Origin of the sequence: Thiovibrio frasassiensis (assembly GCF_029607905.1) — a bacterium.
GTDB classification, from domain to species: Bacteria; Desulfobacterota; Desulfobulbia; order Desulfobulbales; family Desulfurivibrionaceae; genus Thiovibrio; species Thiovibrio frasassiensis.
The window spans coordinates 1,734,101-1,755,456 of the sequence record NZ_JAPHEH010000001.1; the positions used below are offsets into that span (position 1 = coordinate 1,734,101).

16 protein-coding genes are annotated in these 21,356 nt (G+C 56.9%); 15 read left to right on the plus strand and 1 reads right to left on the minus strand.

The features are described 5' to 3' along the window. The first annotated feature begins 26 nt into the window (after window positions 1–26). The 10 genes from OLX77_RS08240 (at window position 27) to OLX77_RS08285 (ending at window position 11,489) form a co-directional block, all read left to right on the plus strand. Window positions 27–2,045 carry an ATP-binding protein gene (locus OLX77_RS08240; RefSeq protein WP_307633115.1) on the plus strand — a complete coding sequence of 673 codons (2,019 nt, stop codon included), beginning with the start codon at window positions 27–29 and terminating at the stop codon, window positions 2,043–2,045. A gap of 104 nt (window positions 2,046–2,149) precedes the next feature. Then, a complete protein-coding gene (locus tag OLX77_RS08245) occupies window positions 2,150–2,485 on the plus strand; it encodes a hydrogenase maturation nickel metallochaperone HypA/HybF (protein WP_307634068.1) in 336 nt (111 codons plus the stop codon). 10 nt (window positions 2,486–2,495) lie between these two features. Then, window positions 2,496–3,248, plus strand: a complete 753-nt coding sequence (gene hypB, locus OLX77_RS08250) for a hydrogenase nickel incorporation protein HypB (protein WP_307633116.1) — start codon at window positions 2,496–2,498, stop codon at window positions 3,246–3,248. A 22-nt stretch (window positions 3,249–3,270) separates the two neighbouring features. Next, complete coding sequence (hypF, locus tag OLX77_RS08255; protein ID WP_307633117.1) at window positions 3,271–5,538, plus strand: carbamoyltransferase HypF; 2,268 nt, start codon at window positions 3,271–3,273, stop codon at window positions 5,536–5,538. A 4-nt stretch (window positions 5,539–5,542) separates the two neighbouring features. Beyond that, window positions 5,543–5,815, plus strand: a complete 273-nt coding sequence (locus OLX77_RS08260; RefSeq protein ID WP_307633118.1) for a HypC/HybG/HupF family hydrogenase formation chaperone — start codon at window positions 5,543–5,545, stop codon at window positions 5,813–5,815. Window positions 5,816–5,833: 18 nt separating this feature from the next. After that, window positions 5,834–6,928 carry a hydrogenase formation protein HypD gene (hypD, locus tag OLX77_RS08265; protein WP_307633119.1) on the plus strand — a complete coding sequence of 365 codons (1,095 nt, stop codon included), beginning with the start codon at window positions 5,834–5,836 and terminating at the stop codon, window positions 6,926–6,928. Then, window positions 6,921–7,976, plus strand: a complete 1,056-nt coding sequence (gene hypE / locus OLX77_RS08270; RefSeq protein ID WP_307633120.1) for a hydrogenase expression/formation protein HypE — start codon at window positions 6,921–6,923, stop codon at window positions 7,974–7,976. Before hypD ends, hypE begins: the two co-directional genes overlap by 8 nt. 161 nt (window positions 7,977–8,137) lie before the next feature. After that, entirely contained in the window at window positions 8,138–8,440 is a 303-nt protein-coding gene (locus tag OLX77_RS08275) for a c-type cytochrome (RefSeq protein ID WP_307633121.1), read from the plus strand. 41 nt (window positions 8,441–8,481) lie between these two features. After that, window positions 8,482–9,939 carry a DUF3373 family protein gene (locus OLX77_RS08280; RefSeq protein WP_307633122.1) on the plus strand — a complete coding sequence of 486 codons (1,458 nt, stop codon included), beginning with the start codon at window positions 8,482–8,484 and terminating at the stop codon, window positions 9,937–9,939. A gap of 236 nt (window positions 9,940–10,175) precedes the next feature. Next, window positions 10,176–11,489, plus strand: coding sequence for a M48 family metalloprotease (locus OLX77_RS08285; protein WP_307633123.1), 1,314 nt, complete (start codon window positions 10,176–10,178; stop codon window positions 11,487–11,489). Here OLX77_RS08285 and OLX77_RS08290 read toward each other — a convergent pair. Beyond that, a complete protein-coding gene (locus OLX77_RS08290) occupies window positions 11,486–12,199 on the minus strand; it encodes a DUF6901 family protein (RefSeq protein ID WP_307633124.1) in 714 nt (237 codons plus the stop codon). The two genes, OLX77_RS08285 and OLX77_RS08290, sit on opposite strands and share 4 nt — an antisense overlap. A gap of 378 nt (window positions 12,200–12,577) precedes the next feature. Here OLX77_RS08290 and OLX77_RS08295 point away from each other — a divergent pair, with 378 nt between their 5' ends. The 5 genes from OLX77_RS08295 to OLX77_RS08315 all read left to right on the plus strand — a co-directional run bounded on the left by OLX77_RS08295 (window position 12,578) and on the right by OLX77_RS08315 (window position 21,351). After that, window positions 12,578–14,059, plus strand: coding sequence for an HD domain-containing phosphohydrolase (locus tag OLX77_RS08295; protein WP_307633125.1), 1,482 nt, complete (start codon window positions 12,578–12,580; stop codon window positions 14,057–14,059). A 188-nt stretch (window positions 14,060–14,247) separates the two neighbouring features. After that, on the plus strand, window positions 14,248–15,648 hold the full coding sequence (locus OLX77_RS08300) for a phospholipase D family protein (protein WP_307633126.1): 1,401 nt from the start codon (window positions 14,248–14,250) through the stop codon (window positions 15,646–15,648). Between the two features lie 88 nt (window positions 15,649–15,736). Continuing rightward, window positions 15,737–18,172 (plus strand): hybrid sensor histidine kinase/response regulator, encoded by a 2,436-nt coding sequence (locus OLX77_RS08305; protein ID WP_307633127.1) that lies wholly within the window; start codon window positions 15,737–15,739, stop codon window positions 18,170–18,172. Then, a complete protein-coding gene (locus OLX77_RS08310; protein ID WP_307633128.1) occupies window positions 18,156–19,988 on the plus strand; it encodes a sensor histidine kinase in 1,833 nt (610 codons plus the stop codon). Before OLX77_RS08305 ends, OLX77_RS08310 begins: the two co-directional genes overlap by 17 nt. Continuing rightward, a complete protein-coding gene (locus tag OLX77_RS08315; RefSeq protein WP_307633129.1) occupies window positions 19,975–21,351 on the plus strand; it encodes a sigma-54-dependent transcriptional regulator in 1,377 nt (458 codons plus the stop codon). Before OLX77_RS08310 ends, OLX77_RS08315 begins: the two co-directional genes overlap by 14 nt. Window positions 21,352–21,356 lie beyond the last annotated feature (5 nt).

Below are 21,356 nucleotides of genomic sequence, written 5' to 3' on the forward strand. Positions count from 1 at the left end.
ACGGGCCCTGAATTTTTGGTGGGTATGTGAACGACTCCGCAGAGCCGCATATTTCAAAAATCCTGCCCGTGCCTATCCAGCAGTTTACCTGGATTCTGGTCGGGATCTGGACCCTCTTCATCGCCGCGCTTTCCTTTAACGCAATAAGCGGCATCCATCAGATTACTCAAGAGATTGCGATCAGTGAAATCAGGGCCTATTGCAACAAGGATCGCGCCCTGCGCACCTGGGGCGCGTCCCATGGCGGGGTGTATGTGCCGGTCGATGCGCGCACCCCACCCAATCCGTATCTGGCGCATCTTCCGGAAAGGGATTTGGTCACCCCCTCAGGCAGGCAACTTACCTTGATGAATCCTGCCTATATGATGCGGCAGGTTGGCGAGGATTTTTCAAGCCTCTATGGGGTTATTGCCAGGATGACCAGCCTGAATCCATTGCGTCCGGAGAATGGGCCGGATGCGTGGGAACGCCGTAACCTTGAGGAGTTCTCCCACTCCCGGCGGCCGGAAAAGATCGAATTTACCGAGATCGGTGGAGTGCCTCACCTGCGCTTGATTCAGGCGGTGGTTGCTACCCGGGACTGTCTCTACTGTCATGGGCATCAAGGGTATAAGGAGGGGGATGTTCGGGGCGGCATCAGTGTCAGTCTGCCAATGACAGAAGCTCTGGCTCTCCAGAAAAAGCAGGTTCTTTCCAGTCTCCTCCGCTCGGGGTTGACCTGGCTCATCGGGGTGGCCGGACTGCTTTTGGGCGGCTCTCTTTTGCAGCGGCGGATTGCTGAACGTGATGAGGCGCAGGAGGCGTTGCAGCAATCCCGCGACCGTCTTGCCCGAAAAGGCGAGGAGCTGGAGGAGGCTAATGCCGCGCTGCTCAAGGAGATTGACGAACGGAAAAGGGTTGAGGCCGAGATTTTGGTCAGTGAGGAAAAGTTCCGCACCGTTGCGGATTTCACCTATGACTGGGAATATTGGCTGGATCCGGCGGGAAAATTTCTCTATGTGTCTCCAGCTGCGGAGCGGATCACCGGCTACCGGCCTGCGGAATTCAAAGAAAATCCCGGGTTGATCGTCGAGATCGCCCACCCGGACCACAAGGACCAGCTCGAAAATCATTTCAGGGATCTGGGGCCGGAGCGCGGGGTATGTATGCTGGAGTTTCGGATCATTACCAGGACCGGGCAGGAACGCTGGATAGGCCATATCTGTCAGCCCGTCTATGGACGCTCCGGCGAGTTTCTCGGCAGCAGAGCGAGTAATCGTGATATCACCGGCAGCAAGTGGAGCGAAAAAGCCCTCAATAAGTTTGCCGTGGAACTGGCCCAGAGCAACAAGGATCTGCAGGATTTCGCTTCCATGGCCTCCCATGACCTGCGGGAGCCGCTGGTTATTGTCCAGGCCTTTAGTGAGAGATTGCGTACCCGCTGCGGGGAAAATATTCCCGAGCAGGGGCTGGAATATATTCGCCGGATCGAAGCGGCAGCCGGACGGATGCAGGAGCTGATCTCCGGGGTCCTCGCCTATTCCCGGGTTTCCGCCAAGGCAGAGCCTTTCGAGGAAATTGATTTGGAGAGGGTCGTGCTACAGGTGGTTGCCGACCTGGAGGTGCGCATTGCGGAGACCGGAGGGCGGGTTGCGGTTGACAGTCTCTGCCGGATCAAGGCGGATCCTCTCCAGATCCGGCAACTTTTTCAGAACCTCATTGCCAATGCCCTGAAATATCAACACCCCGAGGTCCCTCCGCGCGTTGTGGTGTCCAGCCGGGTTATTCCCAACCCGGATGCCGACGGAATGGGGGAGTTGTGTCGTATTACCGTGGAGGATAACGGCATCGGTTTTGCCGCGGAGTCAGCCGAGAAGATCTTCGGCCTTTTTCAGCGGCTGCATGGTCGGGGCCGATACGAGGGGACCGGCATCGGTCTCGCGGTGTGTAAACGGATTGTCGAGCGGCATGGCGGGACGATCACCGCAGAGAGTTCTCCGGGGATGGGGGCGCGGTTCATTATTAGCCTGCCGGTGCATGGTCCAGTGCTTGATGATCTCCCATAGTCTGTTACTCCGCAATAAACTTTCGGCAGAGCGAAAAATCGTGCGGTTGCCTCTCTTGCCTGGCTCAATCCCGGACCTTTGTGTATCATGAATCCATGCATGAGATGTCTTTGGCTATGAATATCGTCGAACTTGTTTCGGCCAAGGCGCAGGACGCCGGGGGGCAGAGGGTTACCTCGGTCGAACTGGAGGCCGGCACGCTTTCCGGCGTGATGGTCGAGGCCTTGGTTTTCTGTTTTGAGGCTGCGGCCCGCAATACCCTGGCTGAAGGCGCTCGCCTTGAGGTGCGTGAGGTCGAAGGGTGCGGCCGTTGTCAGGGGTGCGGGCATTCCTTTGCGCTGGACTCCCTGCTTGCCCAATGCCCCCAATGCGGCGGATATGGGGTGGAGACTCTACAGGGTCGGGAATTAAAGGTCGTATCCCTTACCGTCGATGAATAAGAGGTGAGCCATGTGTGATTCCTGCGGCTGCAGTCAGCCGGGAAACAGCGTAACCATCACCAGGCCAGGACAGGCCATGCCTGTCCCCGGCTCGGGAGAGTCCGTTCATTCGCACCAGGGCCGGGTTTTGGAGGTGCAGGAGGCGGTGCTCGGGAAAAACGATGGGATTGCCGTCCATAACCGGGATTTCTTCCAGAAAAGAGGGGTCCTTGCGCTTAATCTGGTCAGTTCTCCCGGCTCCGGCAAAACAACGATCCTGGAACGGACCATCCGGGAGCTGCCCCAGGGGATCCCCCTCGCAGTAATCGAAGGGGACCAGCAGACCATGCTCGACGCCGAACGGATTGCCGCCACCGGGGTGCCCGTGGTTCAGGTGAATACCGGGGCCGGATGCCATCTTGATGCGGAGATGGTGCACCGGGCCCTGCACCAGATGGAGGTGGCAGCAAACTCTCTGCTCTTTATCGAAAATGTCGGCAATCTGGTCTGTCCGGCCATGTTTGATCTGGGCGAGGCGGCCAAGGTTGTGATCATCAGCGTCACCGAGGGAGAGGATAAGCCGCTCAAGTATCCGGCCATGTTCGATGCCGCCACGCTGTGTTTGATCAACAAGATCGACCTTCTTCCCTATGTTGATTTTGATCTGGCCCGTTGCCGGGAATATGGATTGCGGGTGAATCCCCGGCTGGAATTTTTTGAAATCTCAGCCAGGACCGGTGCGGGCATGCCAGCCTGGCTGGCCTGGCTGCGTCGGCAACTCTGATTCGTGGACGCTTAAGGATTGCATGCCAATTGAGCGCTGGAAGATATCGGTCGGCGGCATTGTCCAGGGCGTCGGTTTCCGGCCCAATGTGTATCGTCTGGCCACGGAACGCGGGCTGGTCGGCTGTGTGGCCAATACCCCGGAGGGGGTTGCCATCGAGGCGCAGGGCCGGGCTGCGCAGCTGCAGGATTTTTTGGTTGCCCTGCGGGGGCAAGCGCCCCCTTTGTCCCAGGTCGCCGAGATTGTTTCTATTTCCATCCCCTGTGTCCGGGATAGCGAATTTGTTCTCCGCCATTCAGCGCTTTCCGGTCCGGTTTCCACCCTGATCTCGCCGGATGTCGCCGTGTGCGAGGCTTGTCTGGCCGAGTTCTTTGCTCCAGATGACCGCCGCTTTCGCTATCCCTTCATCAACTGCACCAACTGCGGCCCCCGCTATACCATCATCGAACGCATTCCCTACGACCGTCCCCATACGACCATGCGCGATTTTGCCATGTGCGCGACCTGCCAACGGGAATACGATGATCCCGCGAACCGGCGCTTTCATGCCCAACCAAATTGTTGCCCCGACTGCGGTCCGCAGCTCGTCCTGCTTGATCCGGACGGACAGCCGGTGGCCGAGCGGGATGGGGCACTGTGCGAGGCTGTGCAGCGGCTCGCGGCAGGGGAGATCGTGGCGGTCAAGGGAATTGGCGGCTTTCATCTGGCCGTGGATGCGGCGAACTCCCAGGCGGTAACCCGTTTGCGGCAGAGGAAGGGTAGGGCGGCCAAGCCTCTGGCGGTCATGGTGGATGATCTTGCGGCGGCCCGCAGGATCTGTCTGCTGGAGCCCATGGAAGAACACTCCTTGCAAAGTCCGGAACGTCCCATTGTTTTGGCCACAAAAAAAGAGGGGCATGGCTTGGCGGAAGAGGTCGCGCCGGGATACGATCAGTTCGGTCTCATGCTGCCCTATGCGCCGCTCCATCATCTTTTGCTGCAGGGGACGGTGCGGGCGCTGGTGATGACCAGCGGGAATCGCAGCGAAGAGCCGATCTGCATCGAAAACGGCGAAGCGGTCCAGCGGCTGGCCGGGATCGCCGACTGGTTTCTGCTGCATGACCGGGGGATTCACCTGCCCTGCGATGATTCCCTGGTCGCTCTTCAGGCAGGAACGATCCGTCAAATTAGGCGCAGTCGGGGTTTTGCCCCGAAACCCATCACCCTTGCCGATACCGGGGGGATGGTTCTCGGGGTGGGAGCGGAACTCAAGAACACCGTCTGTCTGCTCAAGGGAAAGCAGGCTTTTTGCAGCCAGCACATCGGGGATCTGAAAAATCTGGAGGGTTACCAACTCTTCCAGCAAACTCTCGGTCAGTTGGGAGCACTTTTTGAAATCACTCCATCCCTGATTGTGCACGATCTCCATCCCCAGTATCTTTCAAGCCGCTGGGCCTTGGAGCAGACGGTGCTGCCCACCATGGGGGTGCAGCACCACCATGCCCACCTGGTCGCCTGTCTGGCCGAGAATCGGCACCAGGGCCCGGCCATCGGCATTATTCTCGATGGCGCGGGCTACGGGGTGGATCAGGCCATCTGGGGAGGCGAGGTGCTGCTGGGAGATGCCAGCGGTTATCAGCGATTTGCTGCCCTGGAAGCCCTTCCCCTGCCGGGTGGTGATGCCGCAGTCCAGGCTCCGTGGCGGACCGGTCTGAGTTATCTCCGCGCTGCCTACGGCGCAGAACTCCCCGAGCTGCCTTTTATGGCGGCGCATGAGGGCGCGCCGATCCTGAGCATGCTGGAGAAGGGGTTGAACTCCCCTTTGACCAGTAGCTGCGGCAGGCTTTTTGATGCGGTGGCCGCCATGAGCGGGGGCAGGCAGGTTATCCAGTATGAGGCTCAGGCCGCCATTGAACTGATGCAGACAGCAGGGCAACTCGGCGAGGAGACCTTTCCCTGCGAGGTATACGAAGAAGATGCTATGCTGAAAATATCGGTGCGCTCTTTGGTCCGGGCGGTGGCGCAAGCGGTGCAGGGCGGGATGGCGCGGCGGGAAATCAGTCGCAGGTTCCATCGTGCTGTGGTTACGGTCTTCACCTCGGTGGCTGTGGAGGCGCGACGTCGGGAAAATATCAATACCGTTGCCTTGAGCGGCGGCGTTTTTCAGAACAGGTTGCTTCTGGAAGGGATGATTGCCTCTTTGGGGCGCACCGGGTTCCAGGTGCTGATCCATAAAGAGTTGCCCTGCAATGATGGGTGCATCTCTCTGGGCCAGGCTGTGATTGGTCGCAAGGCGTTGGAAAAAGGGTGATACTATGTGTTTGGCGATTCCCGGTAGGGTGGTGGAGATATTTCAGGAAAATGGGCTGATTATGGGACATGTGGACTACAGCGGCACGGTCAACAAGATCTGTCTCGAGTATGTGCCGGAGATTGAAGTGGGCCAGTACACCGTGGTGCATGCCGGCTTTGCCTTGTCGGTGCTCGACGAGGAAGAAGCGCGGCAGAGCTTTGCGGCCTGGCAGGAATTGGTTCAGGCCGTGGCAGCCCAGGGCACGGATATTTTCGGCAATCCTTTGGAAAAGTGAAGAGGTGCTTTTCTCCCCATGAAATTTGTTGATGAATACCGTGATCCTGCCTTGGCTGGGCAATTGCTAGCGGAAATCCGTCAGACTGTGACTCGCCCTTGGGTGATCATGGAGATCTGCGGTGGCCACACCCATGCCATCATGAAAAACGGGCTTGATCAGCTCTTGCCGGCCCAGCTTGAGCTGGTGCATGGGCCGGGATGCCCGGTCTGCGTGACCCCGGTGGAAACCATCGACCGGGCAGTGGCCATCGCCGCCCGACCTGAGGTGATCTTTACCAGCTTCGGCGATATGCTCCGGGTGCCGGGCAGCGCTTCCAGTCTGTTCATGGCCAAATCCACCGGGGCTGATGTACGCATGGTCTATTCGCCCCTTGAGGCCGTGGCCTTGGCTCGGCAGCATCCAGAGCGGGAGGTGGTGTTCTTCGCCGTTGGTTTTGAAACAACGGCACCGGGAAACGGTATGGCTCTGCTGCAGGCCAAGCGGGAAGGGCTGACCAACTTCAGCCTGCTGGCCAGCCATGTCCTGGTGCCGCCGGCCATCCGCGCCTTGCTCTCTTCGCCCACCAATCGGGTGCAGGGGTATCTGGCTCCGGGCCATGTCTGCACAGTCATGGGCTGGCAAGAATACGAGTCGCTTGCCGAGGAATTCCGGGTGCCCATCGTCCCCACCGGTTTTGAACCCGTCGATATCCTTGCCGGTTTGCTCATGGCCCTCCGTCAGCTTGAGGCGGGGCGGTATGTCGTGGAAAATCAGTACGGTCGTTCGGTGAGCCGGGAAGGTAACCGGGCGGCGCAACGGGTTATGGCTGAGGTGTTTACGGTGCGTGATCGTGCCTGGCGGGGGATCGGGGTGTTGCCTGCCAGCGGCCTGGTGATCCGGGACGATCTGGCCGGTTATGATGCCGAACGGAAGTTTGCCGTGGAGAGTATCCGGGTGCGGGAATCGGAGCTGTGCCAGAGCGGCAGTGTGCTGCAGGGTTTGATCAAGCCCGATGGCTGCCCGGCTTTTGGCCGGGAATGCACCCCGGAACATCCCCTGGGCGCGACCATGGTCTCAGGCGAGGGAGCCTGCGCCGCCTACTACAGATATCACAGGACATCCCATGCATAATCTGAATCCGGAAGATTTCAGCTGCCCCCTGCCCATTATGGAATATGAGACGATCCAATTGGCACATGGCAGCGGCGGCCGGCTCTCCGCCGAGCTTGTCAGCCGGTTGTTTCTGCCGCGCTTCGGCAATGAAACCCTGAACCGGCTGGAGGATCAGGCTGTGGTTGATTTTTCCCAAGGTCGGTTGGCCCTGACCACCGATTCCTTTGTGGTTGACCCTCTTTTTTTTCCGGGCGGCGACATCGGCGATCTGGCAATCAACGGAACCGTAAACGATGTCTGTATGAGCGGCGCCACCCCGCTTTATCTGGCCGCCGCCTTTATCATTGAAGAGGGGTTGCCCTTATCCATTTTGCATCGAGTCCTGCTCTCCATGGAAAATGCGGTAAAAGGTGCCGGGGTGCAGATCGTGACCGGGGATACCAAGGTGGTCAATCGGGGCTGTTGCGACAAGCTTTTCATCACCACCACCGGGGTGGGCCGGGTGCCTGAAGGGGTGAATATCTCCGCCGCGAAACTCGAAGCGGGGGATAAGGTTATTCTCTCCGGGACCATTGCGGACCATGGCATGGCGATTCTGACCTCTCGGGAAGGGCTTTCTTTTGCTTCACGGGTGCAAAGCGATACTGCCCCCCTGAATGGCTTGGTGGCAGAGATGTTGCGGGTATCTCCCCTTATCCATGCCATGCGTGATCCCACCCGTGGCGGCTTGGCCACCACGCTCAATGAGTTTGCCGCCTCCTCTCGGGTCGGAATCATGCTGGAGGAAGCGGCTGTGCCGGTGCGACCAGAGGTGCGGGGGGCCTGCGAGGTCCTCGGTATCGACCCCATGTATGTCGCCAACGAGGGCAAATTGGTGGCCGTTGTCCCGGCTCAAGTTGCCGACAAGATCGTGGCTGCCATGCGCAGCCATCCCTTGGGGCGTGAAGCCGTGATTATTGGGGAGGTTGTCGCGGACAAGCAAGGCCTGGTTGTCATGCGTACAACCTTAGGGGCGCAACGAATTGTCGATATGCCGGTGGGCGAACAGCTCCCCAGGATTTGCTGATTTGGGGGAAAGGGGAACAAAACCTAATGAAATAAGGGATTAACGGGAGGCAGAAAAAATGAAAAAGTTGGATGATATGTTGACTTTTTTTAAAGTAACCAGTTATAAACTTTCAAGAAACAGGATTTCTGTTATCAATTTTTGGAAAGGGAGGTGAGTTGGTGCAGAAGCGAATCGTAACAATGTTGACAGCAATGTCGCTGATGCTTCCCGCGGTCGCCTTAGCGGCCAGCGGAGACGCGCTCTTTTTACAGAGCTGTGGCGCATGTCACAAAAAGGGAGGCAAGGCGGCTACTGTGAACCCTGCCGACAAGGCCGGCAGTGTGTGGGAAAAATACTTTGCCCGAGGACGTCATCCTGGTGATATGGGCATGAGTGATGCTGATCTGCAGACGGTGATCAAGTATTTGGTGGCGCATGCAGCCGACAGTGATCAACCGGCAGCCGCGGTCATCCCCAAATAATGCACTGACGAAAAACGATATTCACTGGGAGGAGGAGAGAAGTGAAAAAAATATTATTGACTGCAGGTGCATTACTGGCCTGGACAAGCTGCGCTGTAGCAGCAGGTGGCCAGACTGTGGCCATCCCGGCTGAGGACTATAAAGCGATCCTGGAGCGTCTGGACACCTTGCAGAAGCGGGTTGACCAGATGGAAAAAGCCGAAAGCCCTTCCGGTAAGGCTGCAACCGCGGCCATGCCGAGCAAGCTGGCCAAGGATGTGGAAACCATCTACGATACCTTGGACAAGGTTGAAACCAAGACGTTGAAAGACCGGATCAACCTGGGTGCCGAGCTGCGGACCAGGGTAGACAGTTTTAAGTTGAAGGATGATAATATCCTTGGCGGTGACGGTACTGTTGATCACAATGATAATTACTGGACCAACCGCTTCCGCTTGAACCTTGATTCCGAGATTCAGAAGAACCTGTTGTTCACCGGTCGTCTTGCTGTGTACAAAAATTTTTCTAACCAAGGTGATACTGCTGGCAATGATGCCAGTCAAGCCCATGTGCCTGGCGACTCCACTGTAAAGCTGGATCGTGCCTATGTGGACTGGATTCCCGAGGGCATGCCCTTCCCGCTGGCATTGACCTTTGGTCGGCATCCCTCCTCCGAGGGTCCTCCCTCCGAGTTGAAGGAAGATAGGCTACGGCAGTCCACCTACCCTTCCCTGCTCTTTGACGGCGAGGCAGATGGCGTGGTGGCCACGGTTGGTTTGGAACGGTATTTGGGTTGGAAGAACTCCGGCATCCGTTTTGCCTATGGCAAGGGGTATCAGGATCAGGATACAAATAGCGTGAGTTACGTTGATAACGGGGCCAACCCGTATGATGATATCAATGTCTATGCCATGTTTTTTGAAACCGAGATCCCTGGCGTACGGGATAGCTTGATGGTATTGAGTGCTCTTCATGCAACAGATATCAACGGCATGAACATCCCCGGAGGGGACAAGTTAGGCAATATGAGTCTGTACGGTGTCCATGCCCAGGCCAATAATGTTGCGGATTCCGGGTTTGATATCTTCCTTTCCACCGGTATTAATAAAACGGACCCAAGTGGAAGGACATTTGTGCACCCGGTAACCGGTGCAGATATTGGGCTCTTGAACAGTGATGGAACAAGCGAGCATACCGGTTGGTCGGTCTACACCGGGTTGCGCTACAACATCCCTTACAAGGCTTGGAACAACCCCAAGGTTGGCTTTGAGTACAACCACGGCAGTGAATACTGGGCCAGCTTCACCTGGGGTCCCTCTGAATTGTACAATAAGCTGGGTACCCGTGGGGATGCCTACGATTTTTACTACATCCAGCCGTTTAATGACAACCTCTTTGGCCGTTTAGGGTATACCCATATCAATTACAATTATGGGTCGATGTCTCAGGTGTTTGGCGAGCCTGGTGAATCCAACGCCGAGCTTGATAACGTCTACTTCCTGCTTGACGTTCGTTTCTAAAGCGCGAGCAAGACTGGTTGGTTCTTTGAGGGTGGCCATTTGGCCACCCTTTTTTTATGGTTTTTTCGGGAAGTCAGGGTCTTGGCGCAATCGACGCTGCTTGCGTTTGCGCGAGGGAATGAATAGAATGGCAGGACATTATTCAACCCCTTGTGTCACTGTCCCCCGGCAAGCAAATGTCTGTTTTTTCTCTTGGTTGCACGGTCTGTGGCTATAACTCAGGTAGGAATCCTCGTATGCGTCGTATCCAATGGCTTATCCTTTCCGTTCTTGTCCTGGTTCAGCCCTTAATCTTAAGCTGTGCGGTGAATCCTGTCACCGGCAAGTCCGAGTTGGCTTTTTACAGCTTAAGTGAACAGGAAGAGGTCTCCCTTGGCAAAAAAGCCTTTCCCGAGGCGATCCAGCAGATGCAGGGAGAATACGAGGACCAGCATCTGAAAAAGTATGTCACTGCGGTGGGTATGCGGTTGGTCAAGACCAGCCATCGTCCGAATCTTCCCTATGCTTTTAAGATCGTCAACGACTCAAGCCCCAACGCCTTTGCCATGCCCGGCGGTAATATCGCCATTACCCGCGGCTTATTGGTTGCCTTGGAGAGCGAGGGGCAACTCGCCGCGGTGCTGGGGCATGAGCTTGGCCATGTTACGGCCCGGCATTCGGTGCAGAATCTGCAACGGGGCATGCTCCTCAATATGGGGATGCTGGTTTTATCCGCTTCGAGCAGCGGCACTTCATACAGCGGAGCTGCCCAACAGGCAGGGCAGTTGGCCGGCTCTATTCTCTCCAGTTCATACAGCCGGGAGCAGGAGCGGGAGGCCGATCGGTTGGGCATCGACTATATGGTCAATGCCCAGTACAGCCCTAAAGGAGCGGTGGAGTTGCAGGAATTTTTAGCCAAGAAAAGTGGTGAGGGAGAAGCACAGTGGCTGCAGGGACTGTTCCGCACCCATCCTTTTTCTCAAGAGAGGATGCGGGATAACCAGTACTATATCGACAGCAAATACAGCTGGGCGATGAACAATGAGGCATATGCCTCCGGGGAAGGGGATTTTAAGCGGGCGATGGCATCGTTGATGAAAACCAGCGCGGCGTACAGTGATTACGATAAGGGCAGGGTAAAAGAACAGGCCAAGGACCTACCCGGAGCCATAGCCCTGTATGGGCAGGCGGTTCACAAAGCTCCGGAGCAGGCCCTGCTGCAAAATGCCCTGGGAATGGCTCACTTGAAAAATAACAGTCTTGCCGACGCCAAGAAATATCTGACTAAGGCCGTGCAACTCGACGCGGAGTATTTCGAGAGCCATTTTGGCCTTGGCGTCCTCTATCTGAAAGAGAACAATCCCGCCTTGGCCAAGGAACATCTGCAAAAAAGCATGAAGCTCATGCCTACCCTGGGCAGCGCCTTTTTTCTTGCGGAAAGCTATGAAAAAACAGGGGAGTTGGCAAAGGCTCAGACCTTATACGGTCAAGTGGCAGCGGCGGACTCTCGCGGCAACCTGGGCAGGGCAGCGGCGGCCAGATATAGAGCCCTTGGTGGGGCGCGCCGTTAGTGGACTGTTTTCAGGAACGGCTCGAACAGGTAGCGGAGTTCTTCCAGCGATTGTTTGATCACATACGGTAGGGCCTTGGCGTACATGTCGAGCAGTACAATGGCATTGACGGACGAGTCTGTTTTTGACCCACTCCGGACCCTTTTTGCCATGGCCAGATTGATCTCCTGTATGGTGCGGTAGAGATCCGTCAATTTTTCCAGGTTAAAATCTGCCTGTTCACCCTTGTTTTTCACAAAATATTGGGCCAGTAAATAGGTTGCCGCGGCCCGGAAGATGGTCTCCTCTTCGCTGGCCAGCGGTAAATGAAAGCGGGCCATGGGCTTGAAAAATACGGTGTGCGGGCAGTCGCTTGTCGCGATAACAAGTCCCATCAGGGAGGAGAGCGCCCTTTGCGCCGTGGTTTTTTGGGAAGTTACTCGTTCGGCGGTTGTCACCTGAAGATCAACGAGATCAAAGGAGAGAAGCTTTTCGCCCCGCTGGACAATGGGGGCAAGGTTGACCGCGACCGGACAGTGGGGGGAGACACCCTCGCTTAACGGGCAACTGGCGCACTGGGCGAAGGAGAGCGCCGTCCAGTGGGGCAGGGTGTCTGTGTCGGTACTGGAGATGGTTGCAAGGGTCAGGGGATCGAGGTGGATGGTAAACAGCTCTTCGCTGTTGTCCCGCAGGCGGAAGAGGTATTCGATGACCAGTGGCTGCGGTTGCATGGTTGGGCTGTTCTCTCTTTCTTGTTGTTTGCCAAGTTGGCTGCGCAGTGAGATGCCAGCGCCGAAGAGGCGGCATCAGCCAATGGTAAGGGAAAACATTGTGAAAAGCAATGATTGTTGAAATCGTAAAAAGCTGTGCCTGCAACAGTGGCTGTCGTGGAAATCTTTGCCGTTATGGGCTGGGCCCGGGACTGCCAATTATTATGAAGAACATGCAGTAAAGATTCCTTTCTCCCATTGGGTATGCTTGGGAAGTCCTGTTGTTTAGAGATTTTGACTTTCCCGCAGTCACTCGGTACACTGATTGCACCCAGGCTAAAATGCTTATGAAAAGCTGGAGGCCTCAGAGGAACTTCTTGCCTTGTCGGGAAATTGCATATGACTTCGAGCCAATTATTCTCCATCATCCTGGTTATTCCAGGGATAATTTTTCTGATTGCCGCGGCACGTCTCTGCATGCAGACCCGGAGGGAGGTTCCCCTTTCCTGTGTGGGGAAATGGAGGGCCTTGTCGGCCCTGAACGTTTTTTTTATTGCCGGCTACCTTTTTTTTATCGCCATTCAGGTCAGGCAGCTTGTTTTTCCCGTGGAAATCGTCACCGGTCTGATTTTTCTCGGCGGCTCCCTTTTTGTCTTTCTGGTTATCGGCCTGTCCAGGCTCACCATTTCCAAGGTGCATGAGGCGGACAGGGAAATCCTCCGGGCAAATAGCGCCCTTGTTCAGAAAAACACGGAACTTGAAAAGGAGATTGCTGCCCGTCTTGAGGCGGAAGGGCGAGCCCGGGCAAGGCTTCAGCATCTGACCACCCTGCACGGCATCGATTTGGTGATCACCGCGAGTCTGGACCTGCGGTTGACCATGAAATTATTCCTGGAGCAGACCGTGGCCCAACTGGGCATGGATGCCGGAGCCATTCTCCTGCTGAACCCCCATACCCAGAACCTGGAACATGGGGCTGACTGGGGCTTTGAGGGAATGGGCATCCGGAAATCCAAGGTGCGGCTTGGCGAGGGCGCTGCGGGGCTGGCTGCCTATGAGCGGCGGGTTGTCCATATCCCCGATCTTACCGAGCAGCCCAACCCCTTTGACCGCCGGAAGCTGCTCCAGAATGAGAGATTTATAACCTATTATGCGGTTCCCCTGATTGCCAAAGGGCAGGTGAAGGGCGTTTTTGAGATTTATTGCCGACAGTGGTTTGAGACCGCTCCCGAATGGTCCGATTTTTTCGAGGCTCTGGCCATCCAGGCGGCAATTGCCATCGATAATGCGACCCTTTTTCGGAAACTCCAGGAGTCGAATATCGAATTGACCCTGGCTTATGACACCACCATTGAAGGTTGGGCCAAGGCCTTGGAATTGCGCGATTCGGAAACCGAGGGCCATACCCAGCGGGTGACCGAGCTTACGATGAAGGTCGCCTGCGCCGTGGGCATTCGAGAGGATGAGCTTGATAATGTCCGTCGCGGCGCAGTGCTCCATGATATCGGCAAGATGGCGGTGCCCGATTCCGTTTTGATGAAGGCCGGTCCGCTCACCGAAGAAGAACAGGTGATCATGCGGCAGCATCCGGGCTTTGCCTTTGAACTGCTGTCTCCTATCCATTATCTCCGTCCGGCGCTTGATATTCCCTATTGCCACCATGAATGGTGGGACGGCACCGGCTATCCCCGCGGCCTGAAAGGCGAGCAGATCCCCCTGGCGGCCAGGATCTTTGCCATTGCCGATAACTGGGACGCTCTGATTTCGGACCGCAGGTACCGCGAGGCATGGCCGCAGGCAAAGGTTGCCGAACACATCCGTTCCTTGGCCGGAACCCACTTCGATCCGAATCTGGTGGATATCTTTCTGGCCACGGTGTGAGTATTGCCGCGCCGGGCTTCCAGAGTCCGAACGTTCCCGGTTGCCTCCCCCCGCTCTCTTCCCGTTGTCGTTCTGAGTGAGCGGGTTATTTTTTACAAAGCCATCATAATGAACAGGTGGCAGCACCCTGTGCTCTAATTGTGCCGAAGGCATTTATGGAGAAGGTACGCTCCTGGAGGAGACGTTTATTGAAGATTCTTGTGCTTGTGGTGCTTGTTTTTTCGTTGCTCCTTGTGGCCTATGGACAAGGGAAGTCTCTGCCAAAAGGAATCTCAATGGAGGGGGGGCTTCGCGCAGCACCGGATATCGAGTTTCTCGCTGATTATACCTATCAGCGGGATGGCCGGCCGGTGCGCGAGCAGGTCATTTTTAAGCGGATGTGCCGCATCATTGACGGGGCAGAGCGTTTTGTTCTGCTCGATCTTTTTTTATTCAATACCGTGCATCCCCCGGGGGAGACTTTTCCTGCCCTGGCTGACGAGATGACCCGCCGGCTCGTGGAAAAAAAACAGCGTTCGCCCCAGGTGGACATCGTTTTGGTCACCGATACCATCAACCGCGGTTACGGGGCCGAGGAACCGGAACATTTTAAGCGGCTGCGGGCAAGCGGGGTGCGGATCATTTACACGGACACCACCAGGCTGCGCGATTCCAACTTCATCTATTCGGCCTGGTGGCGGCTTTTGGCGCAATGGTTCGGAACGGAAGGGACTGGTTGGCTGCCGTCTCCCTTTGCTAAAAATGGTCCTGCCATGTCGATGCGGGGGTATTTGAGCTTGCTCAACTTCAAGGCCAATCATCGCAAGGTTGTGGTCAATGAAAAAGAAGCGCTCATAACCTCCGCCAACCCCCATGACGCCAGCGGGTATCATTCCAACATCGCTTTTATTGCCCAGGGGGCGGTGGTGCAAGATGTCGTAGCCTCGGAAGTTGCGGTGGCAAGCTTCTCCGGAGAGCCTTTCCCCCGCTGGCAGATCCCGGCACGTTCCGAATCCGGCGAGGTCCATCTGCGTCTGCTCACCGAAGGGAAGATCAAGTCGCGCCTTCTGCAGACCCTTGCCCGTTGCGGGAAAGGGTCCTCGGTGCGGATGGCCATGTTCTATCTCTCCGATCGTCAGGTGATTGCTGGGCTTCTTGATGCGGAGGCCAGAGGGGCCGAGGTCCGGCTGCTCCTTGATCCCAACAAGGATGCTTTCGGCCGCAAGAAAAATGGGATTCCCAACCGGCCGGTGGCCCGGGAGCTGGTCGATAAATCCCAGGGCCGGATCGCGGTGCGCTGGTATGGAACGCACGGCGAGCAGTTTCACTCCAAGTTAACCATAATGAGCTTGCCGGAGGAGACCGTACTCATCGGCGGATCGGCAAATCTGACCCGAAGGAATATTGACGACCTGAACCTGGAGACCTGCCTTGAGGTGACTGCCCCGGCGGATTCGCCGGTGGTCCGGCAGGCAAGCGGGTATTTCGAGCGGATCTGGCGCAATGAGGATGGGATCTATTCTCTTGATTTTGACGCATTTGCGGAGCAATCGGCGTTGAGGTATGCCGTGTATCGTTTCCAGGAGTGGAGCGGGATGGGTACATTTTAACCTCCTGGCGGCTGGTAAGGATGTGCTACAATCAAGATAAGCGGTGCGGCAACGGTGTCGGCATGGCCTAAAAGCTTTGGGGACGACCATGAATGAAAAAATTCTGGTAGTGGACAACCAACCGCTGATGCTCCGGCTGATGAGCAATTTCCTGGGCAAAAAAGGCTATGCGGTGAAAACCGCGCCGGACAGCCTGACCGCCTTGACCGTTCTTGCCGATTTTGTTCCGGATATCATGTTTGTGGACATGGTCATGCCCAATATCAGCGGCGACAAGCTGTGTCGGATTGTGCGTTCCATGCCTGAATTGAAAAACGTCTGCATTATCATCCTCTCCGCCATCGCCGCAGAAGAAAAGATCGACTACGCCTCTTTCGGCGCCAATGCCTGCATCGCCAAGGGTCCTTTCGGAGATATCGAAGAGCACATCTCGCAGGTGCTTGCCGCGCACCAAAACAAGGAAGAATTAGCCTTTCCCGGGGTTGTTGGGATAGAGAGCGTGTACCAGCGGGAAATCACCAAGGAGTTGTTGAGCTCAAGGAAGCATTTCGAGGTTGTCCTCGGCAATATCGGCGAAGGGATTGTCGAGTGCAACGCCGAAGGGATGATTGTCTATGTCAATGCCGCCGGCGCCGCCTTCCTTGGTGCCCGGGAAGAACGCATTCTGGCGGCGAAATTTTTTGATTTTTTCGACCCAAGCATCCGGCAGGAAGTGACAGGTGTTTTCGCTGGCTTGGGCGACCGTCCCATTGCCCTCGGCGAGGAGGCAGTCCTGTTATTGAAAGGGCGGAGGGTTGCCATGATTGTTTTGCCGATTGTCGATGCCGGCCAGCGCACGGCCATCGTGATCATTCAGGACATTACCGAACGTAAGGCGGCGGAAGAGAAGCTTGCCAGCTATCGGGATCATTTGGAAAAGATGGTGGTGGCGCGCACGGCAGAGCTTTCCCATACAAATGAGCAGCTCCGCAAGGAGGGCCTTGAACGCCGCTCTGCCGAAGAACGGATGGGAGAGGCCCAACGGGAGTGGGAGCGGACCTTTGACGCCGTGGCTGACATCATTACCCTGCAGGATGCCTCTCTGCGTCTGACCAGGGTCAACAAGGCGACCTGTCGCATTTTGCAAAAAACACCGGAGGAGTTGCTCGGCCGCTATTGTTACGAGGTGTTCCGGGGAGTCAGCGAACCGTGCCCGGGTTGCGTGGAGCATCTTGCCTCCCTGGAGCGCAAGTCCTACAGCCAAGAGTTTTTTCATCCCGAACTGAAAAAGACCTTTCTGCTCACCGCCACTCCGGTCATGGATGACCAGGGGAGGATCAGCGGGGTCACCCATTTCGCCAAGGATATCAGCGAACAGAAAAAGTTGGAGTCTCAGCTCCTGCAGGCCCAAAAGATGGAGGCCATCGGCACCCTGGCCGGCGGCATTGCCCATGATTTCAACAATATCCTTGCCGCGGTGGTGGGCTACACCGAGCTGGCCATGATGGATCTGCAAGAGGATATGCCCGCCTATGCCAAGTTGGAGGAAGTGACCCTGGCCGGCAAGCGGGCCAGGGATCTGGTGGCGCAGATTCTTACCTTCAGCAGGCACAGTGAGGCGAAGCGGGAGCCCCTTGAGTTGCGGAGCATCGTCAAGGAGGCCATGAAGCTGCTCAGGGCTTCCTTGCCCAGCACCATCGAAATGAAACAGGAAATCAGCGATCAGCCCTGTTGGGCTTTGGCGGATCCGGTGCAGATCCACCAGGTGTTGATGAATCTCTGTATCAATGCCGCCCAGGCCATGCGCGGGCAAGGGGGCACTCTTTTGGTTGCCCTGGGTCCCGAAGTGATTGATGAGGCCCGCGCTGCTGTGCATCCGGACCTCAAGCCCGGGCGCTATGTCCATTTGGGGGTGCGGGATAGCGGCAAGGGAATAGCAGAGGATGTGGTGGGGCGGATCTTCGAGCCGTTTTTTACCACAAAACAAACCGGGGAAGGAACCGGGATGGGGCTTGCCGTGGTCCACGGGATAGTGAAAAATCATCAGGGCGCGATTGAGGTTGCCAGCTTGCCGGGGGAGGGAACGGTTTTCGATCTTTATTTCCCCTGCATTACGGAGGTGGGGGAGGAGGTAGGCATCGCCCGGAGCGCTTCTTCTCCCTCCCGGGGCACGGAACGTATCCTCTTTGTTGATGATGAGCCTGCTCTGGCCGAATTGGGGAAGCAGGCCCTTGGTGCCTTGGGATACCAGGTTCAGTCCTATGCCGACAGTCTGGAGGCATTGAAGCGGTTTCTTGCCGACCCCGAGGATTTTGATCTGGTTATCACCGATCTGACCATGCCGGGCATGACCGGGGCCCAGCTTGCCGCAAAGATCCTCGCCTTGCGCCCAGCAATTCCGGTGATTCTCACCACCGGATACAGCGACATCCTTACCGAGGAAGAGGTCAAGGAACTTGGGGTGCATGAGTATCTGCTCAAGCCCTTTGGTACCGGAAGGCTGGCAGAGGTGGTGCGGCGGGTGCTTGATGCCAATGGACAATGAGTGGCAGCAGGGCGAAATCTTTTCTCTCCGGATGCGCAAAAGCATCCTGAACATCCTTTCTTTTCTCGGAGGGGCGGTGCTCCTCTCCCTCCTCTCACTGTTACATCCCGGGCATCTGCGTGCTGATTTTTCTCTGGAGACCAGCTTGTTGTTGCTGTTCGGCGGCTGCAGCGGGATATTCCTTCGGCTTTGGCTTGTGCAGCGCTGGGAGTCCAGGATCCGGGAGGCCAATCTCCTTTTGCTTGTGCGGACGGTGCGCCGGATCCATCTGCTGCTGGCCGGGAGAAAGAGCCGTGACGAGTTACTCCAGGGAATTTGTCGAATTTTGGTTGACGAAGCCCATTATTGCACGGCCTGGCTTGCCTTGCTGGACAAAGAGGGGGCGGTGGTCCGCTCTGGTGAAGTGGGTTTGGCCGAACAATTTTCCCGGGTGCGCCAGGGGATGGAACAGGGGATCTTTCCAGTCTGCGTGAAAAAGGCCATGTCCGGAAATGGGCTGGTGGTGAGCGACCAGGCAAGCCGTTGTCCGGACTGCCCCCTGGCTGCAAAGGATGCGGACAGGGTTTGTTTTACCGCCAGACTCGGTCACCGGAATCAGAATTATGGGCTATTGAGTATTTCCACCTCGGCGGCCCATAAGTACAATTCTGAAGAACGGCTGCTCTTTGGCGAGATAGCCCGAGATGTGGGACAGGCCTTCTATCTTATGGAGCTTGAGGAACAGCGGCTCATGAGCGAAAACAGGTTCCGGGAGTTGGTGGAAAATTCCCTGGCTGGGATTCTCCTGATTCAAGACAATGCGATCATCTATCGCAATCCCGAACAGAAAAGACTTTTTGGCCCGCTTCCCGGCAAGTTCCGGGCAAACGCCTTTGCCGGCGTGCATCCCGAGGATCTGGAAAAGGTAGAGGCTGCTTATGGCAGGGTCAGTCGCGGTGAAGTTGCCACCGTGGATCTTGATTTCCGCTTTTATCCGCTGCAGAAGGATAGCGGAGCCCCGGGCATGAAATGGGTCTTCTGCCGGGCCAGCCGCATCGAGTATCAGGGGCGGGAAACGGTGCTGGTCAGCATGGTCGACATCACCCGGAACCGGGAGCTGGAACAGATTGTCCGGGTGCAGGACAAGATGTCTTCTCTTGGCCGGGTGGCTGCGGGCATTGCCCATGAGATCCGCAACCCCTTGTCCGGCATCAATATCTATCTCGATACCCTGGCCAAGATGTTTGTCCGTGGGGAGAACTTGGATACGGTGGGCGAGATCATTACCCAGGTGAAAGGTGCCTCCGGAAAAATAGAGGCGGTGATCCGGCGGGTTATGGATTTTTCAAAGCCGGGGCATCCGCGGCTGATCCTGACTGATATCAATCAGCCGGTGGAAAATGCTCTTTCCCTGTGCGGGGCCACCTTGCGGAAACACAGGGTGGAGTTGGAAAAAGAGCTGGCCTGCACCTTGCCCCGCTGTCGTCTTGATGCCACCCTGATCGAACAGGTCGTTCTCAATCTTTTGACCAATGCGGCTGAAGCCCTGCGTCAGTCCGAAGCCAAACGGATAAGGGTGCGGACCGCTCTTGAACAGGGGGCCGTGGTCATCCGCGTCGCTGATTCTGGGCCGGGAATCGCGGAAGGGTTGCGGGATAAGGTTTTCGATCCGTTTTACACCACCAAGAGTGACGGGACCGGCATCGGCCTGAGTCTGTGTCAGCGGATCCTGAATGATCATCACGGGACATTGATCGTGGAGGAGAGCGGTTGGGGCGGCGCTGAATTTGTTGTTTCCTTGGCCCCTGAGTCGGAGAGAGACGATGGATCCCTATAGTATCTCTATTATCGACGATGAGGAGAGTATCCGCCAGAGTGTCAGGCTGGCGCTGCAGTCGCAGTATCGGGTTTCGGTCTTTGCCACGGCCGAGGATGGGATTGCCGCAATGGAGGAGGGTGCTCCGGATCTGGTGCTGCTCGATATTGGCTTGCCGGGGATGAACGGGATAGAGGCCCTGCAGGCAATCATGGCGCGGTTTCCCGAGATGGCGGTGGTGATGATCACCGCCTATGAGGATGTGCAGACCGTGGTGCAGGCCATGCGCCACGGGGCCCAAGACTATGTGGTGAAACCGCTCTCCGGCGAGGGACTTTTGCAGACCATCCGCAATGCCATGGAACGGGTCCGGCTGCGGCGGGAGCTGTTTGTTTTGCAGGAGCAATGCCTGCAGGAGGACATGCCCTGGTGTCTCGGTGAAAGCGGCGCTCTGCAGGGGGTTATGGAGCTGGTGGGGATGGTGGCGAAAAGCCCGGATACCCCGGTGCTTATTATGGGCGAAACCGGCAGCGGCAAGGAGCTCGTGGCCAGGGCGGTCCATTTCCGGAGCCCAAATTTCCAGGGGCCGTTCGTGGCCGTGAATTGCGCGGCCATTCCCAAGGAGCTGATCGAGAGCGAGCTGTTCGGCTACGAAGCAGGGGCCTTTAGCGGCGCCAGGCCGGGTGGCAAGAAAGGCCTGATCGAAGAGGCCCATGGCGGCACACTGTTTCTCGATGAAATCGGCGATCTCCTGCCCGAGGCCCAAGCCAAGCTGCTCCGTTATCTCGATTCCGGAGAATTTTTCCGGATCGGCGCGGGGAAAAGTACCCGGGTGCAGGCCCGGATCGTTTCCGCCACCAACCACAATCTCAAGGAGATGGTCGAGTGCAAGCAGTTTCGCCCCGAGCTGTATTATCGCCTCGGCGTGGTCACGATTCAGGTCCCTTCCCTCAATGCGCGGAGGGCAGACATCCTGCCCCTGGCCCTCTTTTTTCTCAAACGGTTTTCCATAAAATTCGGCAAGAAGGTGGAGGATATCTCCGCCGGAGCCCGAAAATTGCTTTTGGCGCATCATTTTGTCGGCAATGTCCGGGAACTGAAAAATATGATCGAGCGCGGGGTGCTGGTGAGCCAAGGGAGGCTTCTTGAGCCGCTGGATATCTCGGAGCCGGAGGCTACGGGGAGTGTGATGGCTAGGGAATCCTGCCAGGAGGGGTATCCACCCCTTACCCCTGCCGGCTTCGACTTGGAAGGGGCGCTGCATGCCATGGAGCGCCATTTTATCGAGGAGGCGCTCCGCCATGCGGGGGGGAATGAATCCATGGCGGCCAGGCTGTTGCGGATGAATCATCATACCTTCCGGTACCGGAAGAAAAAGATCTAACCGCA